The organism is Nitrosomonas sp. JL21 (genome assembly GCF_009833095.1).
Lineage (GTDB): Bacteria > Pseudomonadota > Gammaproteobacteria > Burkholderiales > Nitrosomonadaceae > Nitrosomonas.
On record NZ_QRCB01000054.1, the window covers coordinates 1 to 18,392 of the forward strand.

Genomic DNA, 18,392 nt, shown 5'->3' on the forward strand with positions numbered 1-18,392 from the left:
TGGTGTAGGTATTGATGCGTGTGTCTGAAACGATCAGATCATTGACTGCCGTCAAGCTATAGCTTTGACTGCCTGCAACGCTACCGCCATTGCCGTCAACGACGTTGTAATGTAACGAAACCGGACCATTGTAATCAACAGTGTGACTGATCGTGAAAGTACCATCGCCATTATCGACTACCGTGCCATGATCAGCGCTGAGATCCGCTACTTGCAAGACATCGCTGTCCGGATCACTGAAGCCCTGCAGCAAGTCGGCTGAATCGATGGTGTAATTGACATCCTCTGTACCCGCTGGCAGAACTGCGGTAGCACTTCCGGTCGGTGCATGGTTAACCGCCGTTCCAGTCATGTTCTTAATGCCAGAAATGTTCAGTGTTCCATCGCTGACGTTCGTGGCAATGGTGAAATTACTGCTGAAATTAGCTGCCGGCGTAAACGTAACGCCTGCCAATAACGCATTCACATCCGCTACTGCGCCGCTCGCTTCCCATACGCCCGTGCCGGCATTGTAGGTGGAAGTCACGGCGCCTGACGATGCTGTGCTCAAACTGCCCGCCGCTACATTGGATAAGGTTAATGTAACGGTAATCGTGGAGCTGTCGATGTCGCTCGCTACAATGTCGGTGAGATTCAGCGGAATGTCTTCGATATAGTTTTCAGCGGCATCCAAATTGGTGGCCGTAGGCGCATCGTTGACTGCTGTTCCGGTCATGCTTTTGGTGCCGGAAACACTCAGCGATCCGTCATTGATGTTTGTGGCAATCGTGAAGTCGCCATTAAAATCAGCAGCCGGTGTAAACGTAACCTCTGCCAATAAGGCATTCACATCCTCGACGGCACCGCTTGCTACCCATACGCCAGTCGCGGCATTAAAGGTCGATGTCACCGCGCCGGAGGTCGCAGTGCTGAGATTACCGGCGGCTGCATTGGATAATGTAAGTGTGGCGGTAATGATGGCGCTGTCCACATCACTGGCAACCACGTCGATCAGATTCAGCGGCGTATCTTCGGTATAGGTTTCGGCGGCATTTAAATTGGTGGCCGTTGGAGCATCGTTGACTTCCGCACCGGTCATGTTTTTGGTGCCGGAAACACTCAATGATCCGTCACTGATGTTCGTGGTAATCGTAAAGCTGCTCGTAGAATTAGCAGCCGGGGTGAACGTAACGCCTGCCAATAGTGCATTCACATTGGCCACGGCACCGCTCGCAACCCATACGCCGGTAGCGGCATTATAGGTGGAGGTTACCGCGCCTGACGTCGCAGTGCTCAGAGCGCCGGCTGCTGCGTTGGATAGCGTCAATGTGGCGGTAATATTGGCGCTGTCAGGATCACTTGCGACAATGTCGATGAGATTCAGCGGCGTATTTTCGGTGTAGGTCTCGGCTGAATTTAAATTGGTCGCTGCGGGTGTATCGTTGACTGGCGTAATGGTCACAGAAGCACCACTTGAAGATACTGTACCGCCACTAGTGTCATCCAATGTCAAGGTGATCGCACGATTTCCCGATGGCGGAGCATCCGATGTATTTGCAAACTGAAGTGCACGTGCCAGCGCTTGCACGGCATTGCTATTAGTCGCCGTATTATTGTTCAAATTGATCACTAAGGATTTGCCATTGATGCCATTATTCGTGCTGTTGATGGTGCCAATGATGGCCGGTGTGCCGCTGCCAAAGCCGCTGGTATAAATAATATTAGAACCGGAGACAGAAATTTGATTATTACCGGACGTTGACAGAACGGTTAATTGATCGCCTGCATGAGCAGAAGCTACTGAAATCGTTAACGAGGTATTCGTGCCATTATTCCAACTATTGATTGATACATTGGTATCAATTCGAGTTGCCGCTGATTGTTCAGTATAGGTTGCTGGGTTATTCCATGAATTGCCTGTGATGGAAACCAATGCCCCTTGGTAGGCAGGTATCTGTAACGCACCAGCTCTCACTTCACCGCCCATGTTCACTGCTTCCAACACCCAATCTCCGCCGAGTGCTGCGGCACCGGTCAAGTTAGTCGATGCAGCCACATCTGCGCCGATCAATTCCGCCAGTCGATCAATGAAGCGTTGCCCGGCTTGTCCCGCTGCCACGTAGCAACCATACAGCAGGATATTGGCATTCTGAGCTAATTGATGACCGATATTAGACAATTCGTCTTCGTATTGCGCAATGTTATCGCTGCTCAAGGCCGTCGAACCGAGATACAAAACGCCTGCGTCACCATGAGAAACGATATCGACAGTGGAAATCGAACCAGTCGTGTTAGTCAGATAACCATGAATTTGTCCGACGCCATCGGTATGTGCATCCAGCACAACGATCGTTGCGCTCGTGCCGGTATGGGCGATCAAACTTTGATAATCAGCCACGCCCGGATCAACGAATATTATCCGGTCAGTGATCAAGCCGTTCAGATTCTTGCTTGCGGTAATCAGATTGATATCTGCCTGATCGAGATGATGAGCAGCAATGTATTCCTGAATCAAAAAAGAATCGGTGCGAGGATTGGATAGATATACCAAGTTCGTTGATCGGGCATCGTATCGTTCAACAATAGCCTGATAATTTGCAATGTGGGTATCAACGAAAATAGTGCGTGGATTCATGATTATTCCTTTAATGAGTGATTTGAAATCTTCGAGTAAAGTCAATTGTGTTATCTGGTCATTTGGATCTGGTCTTGCCGATTTCACCTGAATGGATCCCATTGAGTTGAAATACATGCGGTCGAGTTACTAGCCGGTATCAGCTTGTTTTCCCGAAAGGAATTGGGAAAATCTTTCACTCTGAATCAAGTGCTGCTTTCCTCCTTATCTTCATTGAATGAAGGGAATTGTTCGAGGTGAATACTAAAGAGAGGGGGAATTTCTGAATAGATACTGTGTGTTAACTTTGGCAGTTAACATTGCTCAATTTTTTTCGTTAACAATTGTTAATAATGAAAGGTATAGGCTCAACGCAATCTCCCGCCCCACAACGTATTGAGGTCGATGGCGCACTTAGAAATGCAGAGGATTACGCTGACGTGAACGCCCAAAATTTGCTGCTGACGGCTGAGCCGTCCAGGCTATTCTGACGATACACAAATGGATTTCAGTTGTTGCAACTGCTTCAAGAATGTGGATTCTTGATAATTGCATCGACACGGAGTAAATCTTCTTATATCTTTGTCGACACTTACGAAAACGAATGAAGTTTTGATGAATGTAGATGTGTTCCAAGAAAAACTCACCGCTGACATTCATATCAGCAGAGGCTCATCCGATCTGCAAGCTGAGCCATCGTCTAAAACTCGTCCCAGAACTTTCTAAATAAACCCTTAAAGATAAATAAATTTTGTCTTATTTACTTATCTATTCTGCAACTCTAAGATGAATCGGGTTTAGTCAGAGGCTGAATTATTTCCCGAGGTATCAGCGGCTGGCCGCAGTAGATCAGGCACAGAATTATTCTTAACAATCTCATACTGCTCAGATTCTGATCAATCATTTGGTCTGAGCAGCATGCGTTGATTATTCATTTGAGAGTACGAAACAGAACATGAACGATAACAAATCGGCAATTTCCCACTTCCCTTCTTTACATCAATGGCTGACGATGACTGTATTGGTGTTTGCTGGGAATTGTTATAGCGACGGCGCTTCAGCAAGTAACGGTTTGCAAAGCTTATCCAATCAAATCGGAGGCACATCGATTGTCATTGATGGCAATCGAGAAGGATGGGCACAAGCCATACCTTATGGCAGCGACCCAGCCGGCGACAAAGCTGAAGCCGGGCATATCGATTGGGAAAATATCACGATAGCCCATGATTGCGATGATCTCCATATACGCTACAAAGTGCTTGATGGGCCTGCCTTTGTTCCGGATGGCTATCGATATAATTTGCTTGTCGATATCGATAAGAATCTGATGACCGGCTTCAGAGGAAGCGGCAGTTCACTTTCAATCGGCGCTGATGTACTCATTCAGGGCGGTCAGAACAAAGTTACCATTTTTAAATTTACAGGCGACTCTTTTCAAGAGGCATGGAGCTGGCAGCAAATCAACTTTTATCCGGTCAGCGATCTCGCAGGTGCTGATGGGCGGCGGGATATAGAATTCAGTCTCAAAATAGCGGATCTGAATGTTCTGGGTCAGGGGGTGCCGAGTTTCAACTGGGTCGCCTGGGCTGATCATTCAGCGGCTATCAAAGACTATTATCCGGATAACGGCTTTGTCGGTGATGCGGGCGATTTCTATACGTACACATTGAGTTACAAGCCCATGGCAGGTGCAATAGCCAATCCAGAGCGCGGTTTTTTTGCAAGCGCAAAAACAAAAGCAAGCCATTACACGCCATTGGATCCGGGTACGCTTCAATGTTATATCAAGAATGAAGGAATCAGCCTGATTCACCGGTATTTTTATCTGGACACTTTCTCTAACAGCGACATCAGTCAACAGTATTTGGATCTGATGCAAGCGGATTTCAACTTGATTCGCCAAGCAGGATTAAAAGTGATTCCGCGGTTTTCATATTCCGAAACTTCAGGTCCCAATTTAACGCCGCCTTATGGGGATGCCTCCAAAGACAGAATAATGGCTCACTTGAATCAATTGTCCGGCATACTGAACAAACATAGCGATGTCATTGCTGTCATGGAAGCGGGATTTATTGGACTGTGGGGTGAATGGTGGTATTCCGATCATTTCCAGCCTGACTCCGACTGGAGCAAACGCGCTGAGGTCGTCTTTGGAATGCTGGATGTATTGCCCGCCAATCGTATGATCCAGCTCAGAACGCCGCGATCGAAGCAAAATATCTTCAGTGACACTTCACCCGTTAATAGTACCACGGCACATACGAACTCCCAGTTGGCGCGTACCGGACACCATAACGATTGCTTTGTGTCGAGTCAGTCAGATGGCGGAACCTTCATAAGCTCTTCCGAATATCCCTATTTGGCAGAAGAAACGAAATGGTTACCCATGGGCGGCGAAACCTGTGATTACAATTCTCTTTCCGATCCGGATCCGAACCGGCTCAGTTGTGCGACCGCATTAAATGAACTGGCAAAGTTTCACTGGTCGTTTCTGAATCAAGATTGGTATAAGCCTTTATTACGAAAATGGGTCGATGAAGGTTGCTATGCTGAGATTGAAAAAAGGCTCGGTTATTACTTCACTCTGTTGACCAGTAATTTTGATAGCCAGATCAAGCCGGGTGAACAATTCAAATTTAATGTACAGCTAAAAAACGAAGGGTTTGCCGCACCATTCAATCCGCGCCTGGTCGAGTTGATTTTGCGGCATACCAACGGATCATTGCATACGTTCAAATTACAAGCTGACCCACGATTCTGGCTGCCTGGTCAGACCCATGCCATCAGCGGTGAAGTCACCATTCCGGAAAATTTACCAGCCGGTAATTATGAGCTATTGCTAAATTTGCCGGACCCAGAAACCGAATTGTACCGAAGACCCGAGTATTCCATTCGATTGTCTAATTCCGGCATCTGGGAAACTTCCACGGGTTATAACAAGCTCAATCGCACTTTCAATGTCGAGCCTGTCCCGATTTACGCCGACAAGATCGCCATTACTGCAGGGAAATACGACACGGGAACGCTTGCCAGTTTGAAGGCTAATGACGCCGATACCTACGACATCAAAGCCGCCAATGGATCTGGCGGCAAAGTTACCGATTGGAATGCATCGGTCACTATCTCCGCCGTTTCGCCCGATAAAATTTCAGAATTAAATATTGTGTACAGCGGACAGTATTCCAAAAAGAACGTGAAACAGGAAATTTACCTTTATAACTTTAAAAAAGCTAAGTGGGATCTGATGGACAACCGTTCAGTCGGTAATACCAATGATGTCGTGGTTCAAATCAATCCTCCCTCGCCGCAATCCTATCTTTCATCCGATGGCAAAAGCCGTCTTCGAATCCGCGGGTTCAAAAGTGGAACTGATCAGTTCTCTAGTTGGGCAAATGCGCTCTCTTGGAAGGTAAAATAAGACAGAAACACCGACAGTAGCAGAAATTCCGTTCGCAATTGACAGGCAGTGAATGTATATTTACTGCCTGATTTTAAGATAATCTGACTGCATGCAAGTACAGTCATTTTTCCGAGCATCCTGACTAAGCGTTTTTGCAGGATGCTACTTGCTACAACCATCGATTCAATCCGTACATGATGAAATGGTTGACATGGAATTTATTCCCACGTATATTCTCGTTGCCGCATGGGAAGGTATTACACACCTAAAGGACTCAATGAGAGTTTTCATGAATAAACTGTCATTTACCCCTTTCTTCAAAGATCACTCGTTATCGATTCTGTTAATTTGTCTGACTCGTCATTAAAGCGGCTTGATGTACGAGGATTCGTTCTGCTATTCGCAGCATCCTTCCAAAAGTAGGAAACCCTAGAAATCGCAGACAAGATCAGCCAATCATTAAGCCGACGAGTGGAAAAATAGAATCTAGCGGTGGCGACTAGATTGAGAATTTCAAACCGCCCCGATTCTGATGTCCGATTAACTAAGTTAACTTAGTTCCCAATTTTTAACATCTGCAAAGTCAATTCTCTGCTTGGGAAGAGCAGATCAAAACACGAAGAGTGCTTTGCTGTCCGCAGTGAAGTGACTCCATCATTAAAGGAGAATAATTCTATGTCTGAATCCGGAATAATCCCGATATCTCATCATTCTTTGAATAGCCCCCTCATGGGTAAGGAAGGAAAATTTGTTTCTTACGGAATAAATAGATCTAACAAAATAAAAATGTCTGGGCGAGTATTGTTAAGCATGGCGCTGCTCATGTCGAACATCAGTTTTGCAGAGCTGATATTTCCCTCAGGTTTAACAAATAAGCTAGGTTCTGCATCATCACAACCTTTGGAAGTTCTGGCTGTGAAAGATCAGCAGGCAACGGATGATAATGCGACCAAGTATATAGAATTTCATCCCAGCGCGGCCGGATATGTTGGGAGGTTTAATTTTACGGTGCCGGCTAGCCCCAATACGACAGTCGATAAACTTGTGTTACGAGCAAATTATCGTGGTCAAGAGGCTACTGCTCAAAAATGGACATTCCAATTACTCGAGGTCAATACCGGGAAATGGGTCGATATCGCCAATAATAGCAATGCAGCAAACTGGCATTGGAGCAATATCACATCCACGATCACTACTCCAGAAAAGTTCATCAACAGCAAAAACCGGGTCACCTTGCGTTATATCACATACAGCAAGGATACCGACATGAGTCAACTCGACTACATGGCCCTGCAAGTCACTCGATCAGCAACGACTCCACCACCGCCGGATCCGGATCCAGGTACCCCGCCTTCTACAGGTGCCGACTGGAAACCTATTCCTGGACTGAAATGGCACATTCAATACACGGGCACACTTAACACCGCCTTGAATGTCGATGTTTATAACATCGATTTGTTTGATACCAGTGCAGCCACCATCTCGACACTTCGATCAAAAGGCAAGCATGTGATTTGCTATTTCAGCGCCGGAAGCTATGAAAACTGGCGCCCCGACACCAATAAATTTCCTGCCTCGGTACTCGGTCGCGATTTGGACGGCTGGCCTGGTGAAAAATGGCTCGACGTGCGGAAATTGGATATTCTGGTTCCAATCATGCGCGCACGGATGAAAATGGCTGCGGATAAAGGTTGCCATGCAGTCGACCCCGACAACGTCGATGGTTATAGCAACAATACCGGTTTCGCGCTCAGTTATAATGATCAACTCGCCTATAACGTTGCCTTGACTGAAGCAGCTCATGATCTTGGCCTGGCGATCGGATTGAAAAATAATCTCGATCAAATCAAAGATCTCGTCAATCATTATGACTTTGCGGTCAATGAGGAATGCTATCAGTACGATGAATGCAATTTGCTCAAGCCCTTTGTCGCCGCTGGAAAACCTGTATTCGGCATCGAATATAATCTTTCATCATCGAGCTTTTGCCCGAAAGCAAATGCGTCGAACTTTGATTTCCAGAAGAAAAGATTATCTTTAGATGCCTGGGTTGAAGCATGTAGGTAATTGCGGCACGCATCCGTTAGCTACTGCCTTATAGATAGATGGGCAGTAGCTAGCTCAGCATCTTTTCTATCCGTAATACAGCACTCCTGATCTTAAACAGATTTCCAGCAATGAGAAATGCAATATCGTTGGAGACGTGTAGCAAATTATAAAGGGCCGACGCCAAGCATATTCAAGCCAGGATTTGCTACCCACGGCGTAAAACCAAGTCGAGATATTTGCTTGGAAGTTTTTTGCGCCAAATCCTTTTGTGCCGGATCAACGTAATCGATAACAATGATTTGAAATTTAAATCGTTTTTTCGCTTCGGTTAATTTATTCAACAGCCATTTTCGATCAGATTCAGGAACTTCCGCATATTCCTGTTTGGATTGATCCCAGCTCTGAAAAAGTGACTCAGCGGCCAGCGCAGTCACATATTGTCCAACTGCCGGCAAAATCTCGAATCCTCTGTTGAAGATGAGTTCAACACCTGGGAAATGTTGATGAATTCGTTTGATAAGGGCTATCAATGCTCTTTCCTGTGTCAGCCTATCTTCGAAATCAACGCTTGTCCTGTGATAGCTATCGAGCGTATCAAAAAAGAAACCCCGGTACCCTTGATTCCATAGTGAAGTCATATATCGATCGATTAAAAAATCATGCCAACCTTCATTGGTCAAATCTACAATATCACTGCCCCAAGCGTCATGATTACCAGCGAACCAATTTTTGGGGATTTCTGAATACCATGAGCGGGTACGATTCACTTCTCCGACACTGATGTAAGCAAAGACCTTAGCGCCTTTCCCATTGAGATACTCCAGGTTTTCTTTGCTCATATTCTCCGGCTCAACAACAACTTGCTTGAACTGAGAAAGCGACTCGACAGGCACAGAATGGCCATAAAAAAAAGCGATACTGCGATCACGATCAGTATGCGCCGGCATACACGATAGCAACATACTGTTAATGAACAGTATAAGAGAGCGACAATTTAAAAGACTTGTTTTCATTTCATCAATACTCATATTTGTGACGTGATCAGCGTCCTCATATATATACGGCTCATACTAGCGCAGCATGAAGGTTTCATAGACCAACCGGTTCAGCTTATTGGAAACCATGACGATACCCAGTAGCGTAGTCAACAACACCGACATAGCAAAACCATAGCCATAAAATGCCGGCCCTAGATACTGGCTCAGCAGTGTAAATGCGATATTCGACACTACAAATAATAGGCAAAGATAGAGCGCTTCCTTACGATAATCAAAATAAAACAAAAGATTAAGGACTGCGAGTAATAATACTTGCACACCGACGGCAACCAGGTCGATATTTAGCAATACTCTATAAAACGGGGAAATGCCCACCCATTCCAATAATTTATCCCCTATGGCCAGTAGAATAATGATCGTCAACCCTTGTATCTTGAAAAGCTCAAAAAATCCCCTTCGAATCGCCAAAATCATCTCATCATAGATTTGGATGATGGTTTTCAAAGAAGAACCATTATTAATAGCATCATAAAACTGGGAATATTTCTCAACAAAATCAGTTTCCATTCTCAGCAGAAATACAGCCATGCCCGGGATAATCGATAAATAAGCAAGAAAAATAGGCAAATCGTAAAGCTCAGAGCCCCGCAACGGTTCAATGATGACCGTACTGGTCTGAGGATTGAACCAGAAAATAAATTTATCCGCCCAAATCGCCAGATTATAAAGCAGGCCAGTAATAACAAGGCTTGGATATATTTGATTCTTATCTAAGAAATCAAATGCGATCAAGGTTTCACTGGAATATGAATTAAAAACCACCACCAAGAGCATGAACAGCAGGACACTATGTCCCAGAATGAATCCGAACAGAAGGCCTTCGAGCCCGAACTCTCCAAGTTCCATCGCAACCAGTACCGTTATTCCATAGCCTAATAAAAAAGCGAACAAAATTTCCCGATACGCTTTCAATCCTGACAACACGATCACGACGATCCAAATCGTGGAGAGAATCACCAGTCCACTGAGCATCAACAATCGATACAGCACTGATCCGGTGAACAGATAAGCAAGACAAAACAGCGCGAGTGTTCCACTTATGGCCACGACAACGAAAATAGCGCCGGTCAAATTCGGGAGCACTTTTTCTTCATGCTTTTCATACAGCCGGTCAGCGATAAAGCGCGTCAGCATGAGCTGCAATGGGCCAGTGAGTATGAGAGAAAGCGCCATCAAATAAGTTATGGATATCTGGAATTGGCCAACGAACGAAGGGGTAAAGAAATTTTCTGTGTTGATAATGCCTATCAACAAGATACCCACGATGGACAAAACCCATGGGCCAGAACTAATGATCCCGGAAAAACCATAGGCCAGAAACAATCCGGACAATGTTTCCGTCTTCATCAGTTCCCGCAATCGGAATCCAATGCCAGCCATTATGATGTCAGCGCCTGATCATAAACGGTTTTGTAGCTGTCCAGCATTCTTGCCTGTGTATAATAGCGCTCAACCCGTTGAATACCCGCTTTCTGGGCCGCATACCAGCGATTCTCATCGCCCAATAGATCGACCACAGCATGAGCAGTAGCTTCCGGATCGGCCATGGGAATAACGATGCCGGCACAACCCAAAGCGCGATCCTCATCACTGTTGCCTTCGATGATTTCTCGACAGGCACCGACATCTGTGGCCACCACCGGCAAGCCGCTGGCATAGGCTTCGAGTATCACCAATGGAAATGCTTCACTGATCGATGTTAAAACCAGCACACCTAAACGAGGAAGAACATCACTGATTTTTTGAAATCCCATGAACCGAACTTTTTCTTCTAATTCCAGCTCATGCACTAGCGTTTTGCATTCCTGAACATAGCCCTTGTCTTCATCTTCGGGGCCAATCAACCAGCCTTCGGCTTCAGGCAAATGCGACACAATGGTATGCATTGATCGAATAAACGTTTTGATGTCCTTGATCGGAACAATTCTTCCCAGCAGTCCAACGACCAACGGAATCTTTTCTGGCCGCCGGGCACGGAGCTCGAGGAATCGTTCCACTGCCATCCCATTGGGAATAACTTGGGTTCGTATTCGGTCTGCTCCATCGTTGACTTGGCGCTCTCTATTGGTTTCATACAAACTGATGATCGGATCTGAGGCTTTATAAACCAACCTACCCAATGACTCGAAAAATCGTATCCACAACATTTCTTGATATTGCATCCCCATGGGCAGCGCATCCCCCAATATATCCCGATGCTCTTTTATGAAAAGCGATTGCAGATCAATTTTTCGTTCCTTGGTATAAATCCCATGCTCTGTCAGGATCAACGGTCGATCCGTTAAATAGTGCAGAATTACGCCCAAGAAGCCAGCAAAACCTGTTGATATCGCATGAAATGTTCCCGTCGAAAGGGAAAATTGATGGGCCACCTGAGCAAGCCTGAACAGCGGCGTATGCATGGCTTTGATGGTCCAGATATAATCGATAAATGAATTCTGTGAATTATATTTTTCATAATATTCACATAGTTGCTTCCAAGAAGCCTTACTATAAAAAAACTCTTCCGCAGTGAAACCGGATGGCTGTCCTAGAGTAACCAGCAGCTTATTCACGATGGCTTCATCGAAATTTGACTGCGGCGCACGAAACCAATCGTGGAGCTTTTCCGAAGCTGCGACATAGGTATGATTTCCCTTACAGGCCTTTGGCTTGGATAAAGAAAAATGATCCCACAAATAATGACATTCCAAGTGAACCACATTCACAGGGAGATTATATTTGGGTGTATCGTAGTCCTTCTTTTGAGATCCAAGAAAAATTAAAGCAAATGTATATTGCGGTAATCCTTCAATGATCTGATGAACCCAACTAGACACCCCGCCTCTGACAAAGGGATATGTTCCTTCCAATAATAGTGTGATATCGGCATGCTTCGTCGGTTGATCCATTAACTTGCCTTCTGCCAGAATTGCGTAATGGCTGATAGTTTTGGATAGTTCGTGGGAAGCTCTATCGCTTGAAGAAGTCGCTTGACCTCCTGATGCTGATGATTATGAAAAGCAATTTCTGCATAATAAATCAGTAGATTACTACGATCCATACCCAGTTCCTCGGATTTCTTGAATTGTTCATAGGCCTGCTGAAAATGCTTAAGCTTCAACAAAATCTGAGCATACAAGAAATTAAACCCCAGATCTTGAGGATATTGCTTGAGACCAAGCTCAACATATTTTTGCGCCATATTAAGCACATGGTTCTGGGCTTCTCCTTGAATTAATCCAAGCCGCACCAGTTCCCAGTAGTCATTCACAATTCGTAGAATTAATATCTTATTGTTCGAATAATCATGTTTCTCCAGCGCTTGTTTGTTTTTCAGAATGCGCTTACTGAGATGATTTTCCTTGCGATCCAATAATGCGTAGGCAAGTAATCGGATATCATCGACCGGATCTTTAAGGGCTTTATGTAGCAGAGGTACTGCTTCCAGATCTTTTAGTTTTAAGGTGGCATATACCGCTTGCAAACGCTTATGATAATTCTTGGAGCGATATAGACCATGGAGATTACCTAAATCGATAGTTTGCGAATCGCCAACTGATGCCTGTGTGTTGGACAGCTCCCTAATCTTATTGATATTTATAGGAAGATCTGATTTTTCCGAGCGGGATCTATGAAATATTGCAAGAGGAATTGCTAAAATCAAGCCGCTTAATCCCAGCACCGGCAGATAAAATATGACAAGCAAAAAGAAAACATAATTTTTTAATGGAATGCCATCGTGACCAGGAACTAGGATCTGAGAAATTAGGTAAGCCGCAGGGGCGCTGACCATAAAATGATAAAAAAAAACTGATATAAGATTAAGATCCTGAACAGCAATCTGATCCTCGACAATCAACTGCAGGCTATAGATTTCCAATCCCAGGATTAAAATCAATAGACTGGACTTAAACAGTATTCGAATTGCTCGCATATTTGCCCACCGTACCCTTATTATCAATAAATCCTTTTTTACAAAATTGATATATCTCTAATAGTATTTTTTCTCGCGATGTCTCTTCATTAAGAACCCACATATAAGTGCTGACATCACCATTGCAGTAAGTAGAAGATTTTCTATCCAATCCATGGTAGACCGATTCAACGAGCGGTAATTTAGCTATTTCAGTTCGATTAAGAAACTCATTAGTACCTTCCTCGGTTGTGTATGGCTGCAAAACCAGAAAGAATTGAGAATCACTGTTTTCACTAAAAATCCACATTTCATCGGCCCCACGCAACTCATTCTGAAATTTCGTCAAGAATTTCTGTTGCAGTTCTATAGAACTGATACTGATTGCAACTACCACCGCTGATTCATTCAATTGTGCAATTTCTTGAATGGTTCTGCTTAACTTACGTTCAAAACTCTTTCTATCTTTACTGTTAATATGAAGAAATTCAGCTCGTCGTTTAATTAAATCACCAATTTTTCCGCCTAAAACGGCGAATAAATCCATCGTACTTTCGTGCAGAGCAAATAAGGGCATTTCATAGATTACGACGATTCCCCAGATCTTCTGGTAAACATCGACCAGAGGGACTACAACTATTGCTTCAGTTGTGGTCATTTCATCGTCACCGCTCTCCACTCTGATGCTGGTGACACATCCATTTTTCAGTGCACTTTTTATCAATGGATCTTCAGGAGATGCATTAGCAGGCCGCCCCAGGTAAGCAATAGGTTCAGCGTTAACATCCTGCTGCTCGGTTACCGCATAAATTCCCGCCACCTGTACATTCACATATTGGCTAAAAATCTTAAGAATTCCATTACCAATCGTTATGTGAGAATCTCCATCTTTTTTTTCCAAAGACTCGATTTGTTTCTCAAGATCGCTCAAGGCCAATCGCAAGCTTTTCGTTTGGTTGGCTAGATGTTGCTCCAACTGGTAATGCGAAGCTTTGATAAGCTGGTAAGTATAGGAAAATTTATTCATTCTTATTCTTAGATGGTCATATCTGTTTTCTATGAGCTTTATCTTCCGATTCCACACTTCATGAAACTCAGCGGAAATCATGGTGAGAATCACCAAACCAATGATCATTTCTTTAGGGTAAACAGAAATCTCAACCCATTCCTCATAAAATCCAATTGAGATAACGCCAACTAGAATGGATGCGACCACCAGTCCGTATATAAACCCATATCGAAGACTTACTAATAAAGGAGCGATAGCCAACCATGGAAACTCATAATGAATAAAGAGTGGGTCCAATGGATCAATGACATAGCCACATACGGGAAGCAATAAGGCTATTGCAATAGATTCCACCCATTTGGTCTTTTCTAGCTCACCTAATAATAAAATTTGGTTTTTCACATCAAAAATTATGCGTTATTAATCAAAATTAAAATTGCCAAATCATTGCTGGAGAATTCTTATCATTACTGAGGCCAAATAATCTGAAATCCTGACTATTTTCACTTCACTTATGCGGAACAGCGATTAGTAAGATCTCCAGCCCTTAATTACTTTCATACTGTTCAACAACACCTCTTCGTAAGCACAAGAATTAATTATTACTATTAAATAATCATTAAATTAGATCTAATTCTCAGACTAACTTGCGCGTTTAATAGTAAGGTCGGAAATTAATTCTCTTAATAATTTCTGTGCAGTGCTATTCAGTGATTCTGTACTCCAGCCGGCTCTAGCACCACTTGCAGACCAAACAACTTTTCCTGAGGCAATTTCTATAATCCGAAGCGTAAGTCCCACGGCTGGTTCGCTACCCACACCTAATTTGTATTGCCATTCATCAACACTGCCAGCAACTGCATAGATGTAACTGTCTTTACGGGCTTTTGATAAAGCATTTTCCTGCTGTTTACGGTCGTTCATTTCAGACCAATCATTACTCTCAGCCTGAGATTGATACATCTCAATGCCATGAAGACCTCTAATCCTTAGTAAAGTAGCTAATATTTCTTCTGCTTGCTCCCCTGCTCGAGGAGTTTGTGAATAATTTTGAAAAGGCAGCACTACCCATTTTTCAGTAGTCGGGAGCGCAACATCCTTCTGAACATTAATGACTGAGCATGCCATCAACGTGCTGATAATAATCGTCATTACGAGAAGTCTAAGTTTTTCAATTTTAGTCATCATAGAATCCGCCTTATTTTTTAGTTAATCAACCTACCTCAAATTATTTGCTATTCTTTAGCCATCCATAGAGATGAAAGCAAAACATAGACTTCAATGCATGCTAAGTACATGACTCAATTATTTTTTTACCCAGCCCAGTCCGATCAATTGAAACCGAGCTGCTTCCCCTAATAACAAACTGAATAGATTATTTTTTACTAAAAATCTATCCAGATTTGCAGCTAGTTCTTTCCTTTTGATTGTTTCCGATAATATTCTGCAGCCGCAAGCAAAGGTGCTGGATCACCCCCCTGCCTTGCAACTATCTTCGCACTCTCTTCATATTGTTTTATCAATGATTTTACATGCTTAGAATGAGATTTATCTTTGAATCTAAGGCTTTTTTCTTCCTGTTCTCTGATCTTGTGATGCTTATTCCTGTTTTCCTTTTTCTCTTTGAAAGAATGCTCACCTTTATCTCCAGCATGGGCTGATAACGGCATTCCTGTTCCAATCGTGATAGCTATACCGCTTACCAGTAACGTAGTCAGTATTTTTGGCAAGAAACTATTTTTCATTTTGGTATCCTTTAATCGGTTGAATTTCAAGTCAGCGAAATTTACTGTGTCAATGCTCTATTTACTGCGAATGTCAGGGGTTGCGTATTGACTGTTACTGCTCGAATAAATTGACCTCCATACAGCTCTCCACCAGTGAGTCCAGTGACCTCGAGGTTCGGTACTGCTTTATTTGCCGATATACTGACTGTGTTGTTGGCGCGATTCCACACTGCCTGAATGATGGCTGACTTGGCGTTCAGGCGATCCTTGGTTTTATCGCCAATTTGATGATAAGGAAAACTTTTTACCGGTAATTTAATAAGCCTCTCATACTCAGTGAACACCGAATTCAACCAATCAAATTGCAGCGTATTGCCATTGGCATCATATTTAGCGACATTTCCTTGATGGAAGAAGTGAGGCCATTTCTTGAAGGTCAGCATATGTCTCAATGCACCTTCTGCTTCAGCGATCAGAATCTGCGAATAGTCCCGTGTAGCGCAGATAGCTCCGGGCACTACGCATGGATCTTGACCCGCATTCACAAATCGGTCATGAAAGATATAGTTATATTCGTCAACAAGCTGGGTCGGATTAATGGTGTTATAAAAAATATTGGTCGGCCAACGCGGTAACAACAGACGATCCGTGGTTTTTCCATCATCGACATTCGAAGCATACTGTTCGATGTTCTGGTTAAGCTGCGATGAATCAGAAGCAAGGTAAGCTATACCTGCATTTGCAGCAGCCGTAAAGAAGAGTGGATTAGCACCGGCTTCAAATGGCACATCATCGGATTGCACATCCACCATGTTGAGATGTTGTGTCGGATCATCAGTGCATTTTCGATCTTTCAAACCAGAATGGTTGCCGGTAACCATCACCTTGTTATTAGCGCTTTGATCGGGAAGACCCAGCAATCCCCACACCGTGCGATTCTTGGTAATCTCGGCTTGAATAGCCGCAACGGTGGTAAACGTAGGATAATCGCAGGGCGCAGTCGCTGGTACCGGCGGACTATCCATATCTGCATGCGTAAAGGTGTGATTAATGAAGCGGAATGCCGTCTTGTTGGCAATCACGGCTTCTACCAGATCTTCTGCCAAGTTGGGAACCAAAACTGCGGCTTCGGGATTCACAACTGCCCCAGAGCCATTGAATGCAAAGTCCAGTTTAAGACTCTTGGCCGTTGGGTGCGCAGCATAAAAGGCAGCTTGCTTGCTGACTGCATTGCTGATATCAGCGCCGTTCAACCGATAGGTATGAGTTGGATTGTCACTTTTAAGGAGTGGATCCCATAGCGTATTTTCCAGGAATAAATCATCCAGGTGCGCCGTCATATGAATAAACCGCGAGCCTACAAATACACCCTGTGTTGCCCAGTTAATGAACTCATAAGCAAGAACATTCGAGTGAATCAAGAAAGAAGCATTGGTGATTGTTGAAATCAATACTTCACGGACGGGTGTGGTTTGGGATGGCGCCATGTACTGCACAATCGACACCAGTGTTTCTTCACCGTTGCCGGTTTTCAAGAGTGGGGTCACCACTGGGACCGTACCATCACGTGGGCCTGGATTTGCCTCAGTAGGTGGCGGGCTTGGAACGGTTACAAATGCAAAATCCGTAACGGGCAATGCATTAACTTTGTTGATGTATTCGAAAACTTCTTTTTGAAAGGAAGTAGGAATAGACCACTGCCCATTATAATTATTTCCCGAAGATGTAAATGTCAAACCATAGTCCAGATAGACGCCAAACGGAGAGTTGCCATCCCAATATTTGGCAGGCCAACCCGATAAAACCGCTTCACGAACTTTGAAATCTTTTTCATAGTTATGAAGTAAATCCCATTCTGCGGGTGTGAATGCCGGATCCAAATCAGAGTCTGTTAAAATGATGCCATTGAAATTACCCACACAACCGCTATCCAATACACCGCAGGCTACTCCATTTAAAGAAGCAAGCATGTCAGCGGTTAAATCTTGCGTTCCCGCATTCATCACCTCGTAGGGAACTCCCATTTCATCAAGCGCTGGTTTAATGTAGGCTAATCCTGGATCTTGTGTTTCATCGCCTACAGCGATAACAAGTACTTTCAATTTAACGGCATTGTCGGCATAATTCGGAGTGGCGACCAACGTAATTAATAGTGTCATCATTGCTAGCAGGCAATAATTGATATTTAGGACTTTTTTCATAAACTGTGAACCCTTGTAAAATATGGTTATTGAGGAAGTACTGATAAAAATGAAACTCTCCAACTATTCTTATCAGCACTCTGCTATTTAATTCTTTGCTTCTTCCAAACTTTAAGATGTCAGGTTCTACACCCTGACAGAAAATAAAAATCTCACTCTTGTCTGTATAGAACACCCCTCTTGCCACTGAAACAATATTAGAGAAATTGCCTTACTGGATATATAGGCCGTTACTTGTTTTTGCCTAAATAATTACTTAAAAACAAACAAGTAATGTCCTATATCTCTATCAAGTGATTAGTCTTAGCATGCCCCTCTGAGAGAAGAGCATTCCAGATCATTCCGACATCAAGCTCAATTGATGAAATTTGGAATAACCGATCGAGCACGATGTTTAATTAATTCTTTTACAGGGGAACTACTAATATGGTTTTAGATACACGCATCAATACCTACACCA

General features: G+C 43.8%; 11 protein-coding genes. 2 read left to right on the plus strand and 9 right to left on the minus strand.

Annotation, left to right across the window (positions count from 1 at the left end):
* Positions 1-2,614: DUF4347 domain-containing protein (locus tag ABF87_RS13710; protein WP_160829684.1), on the minus strand; the 2,614-nt coding region annotated here is incomplete at its 3' end.
* A gap of 934 nt (positions 2,615-3,548) precedes the next feature.
* Between ABF87_RS13710 and ABF87_RS13715 the strand changes: the two genes are divergently transcribed.
* Positions 3,549-6,011 (plus strand): DUF4832 domain-containing protein, encoded by a 2,463-nt coding sequence (locus tag ABF87_RS13715; RefSeq protein WP_160829685.1) that lies wholly within the window; start codon positions 3,549-3,551, stop codon positions 6,009-6,011.
* A gap of 804 nt (positions 6,012-6,815) precedes the next feature.
* Positions 6,816-8,060, plus strand: coding sequence for an endo alpha-1,4 polygalactosaminidase (locus ABF87_RS13720; RefSeq protein WP_160829686.1), 1,245 nt, complete (start codon positions 6,816-6,818; stop codon positions 8,058-8,060).
* Between the two features lie 146 nt (positions 8,061-8,206).
* On the opposite strand, the gene ABF87_RS13725 is transcribed toward ABF87_RS13720, so the two are convergent.
* From ABF87_RS13725 to ABF87_RS13760, 8 genes are all read right to left on the minus strand, one after another.
* Positions 8,207-9,055, minus strand: coding sequence for an endo alpha-1,4 polygalactosaminidase (locus tag ABF87_RS13725; protein WP_160829687.1), 849 nt, complete (start codon positions 9,053-9,055; stop codon positions 8,207-8,209).
* A gap of 57 nt (positions 9,056-9,112) precedes the next feature.
* Positions 9,113-10,480, minus strand: coding sequence for an exopolysaccharide Pel transporter PelG (pelG, locus tag ABF87_RS13730; RefSeq protein WP_160829688.1), 1,368 nt, complete (start codon positions 10,478-10,480; stop codon positions 9,113-9,115).
* Positions 10,480-11,991 carry a GT4 family glycosyltransferase PelF gene (pelF, locus tag ABF87_RS13735; RefSeq protein ID WP_160829689.1) on the minus strand — a complete coding sequence of 504 codons (1,512 nt, stop codon included), beginning with the start codon at positions 11,989-11,991 and terminating at the stop codon, positions 10,480-10,482. The genes pelG and pelF overlap by 1 nt, the downstream gene beginning before the upstream one ends.
* Positions 11,991-12,962: a hypothetical protein gene (locus ABF87_RS13740; RefSeq protein WP_160829690.1), complete on the minus strand. Its 972-nt coding sequence runs from the start codon at positions 12,960-12,962 to the stop codon at positions 11,991-11,993. Before ABF87_RS13740 ends, pelF begins: the two co-directional genes overlap by 1 nt.
* 28 nt (positions 12,963-12,990) lie before the next feature.
* Complete coding sequence (locus ABF87_RS15430) at positions 12,991-14,406, minus strand: PelD GGDEF domain-containing protein (protein WP_160829691.1); 1,416 nt, start codon at positions 14,404-14,406, stop codon at positions 12,991-12,993.
* A 240-nt stretch (positions 14,407-14,646) separates the two neighbouring features.
* A complete protein-coding gene (locus tag ABF87_RS13750) occupies positions 14,647-15,192 on the minus strand; it encodes a penicillin-binding protein activator LpoB (protein WP_160829692.1) in 546 nt (181 codons plus the stop codon).
* A 221-nt stretch (positions 15,193-15,413) separates the two neighbouring features.
* Positions 15,414-15,749 carry a hypothetical protein gene (locus ABF87_RS13755; RefSeq protein WP_160829693.1) on the minus strand — a complete coding sequence of 112 codons (336 nt, stop codon included), beginning with the start codon at positions 15,747-15,749 and terminating at the stop codon, positions 15,414-15,416.
* Positions 15,750-15,790: 41 nt separating this feature from the next.
* A complete protein-coding gene (locus ABF87_RS13760; protein WP_160829694.1) occupies positions 15,791-17,932 on the minus strand; it encodes a hypothetical protein in 2,142 nt (713 codons plus the stop codon).
* Positions 17,933-18,392 lie beyond the last annotated feature (460 nt).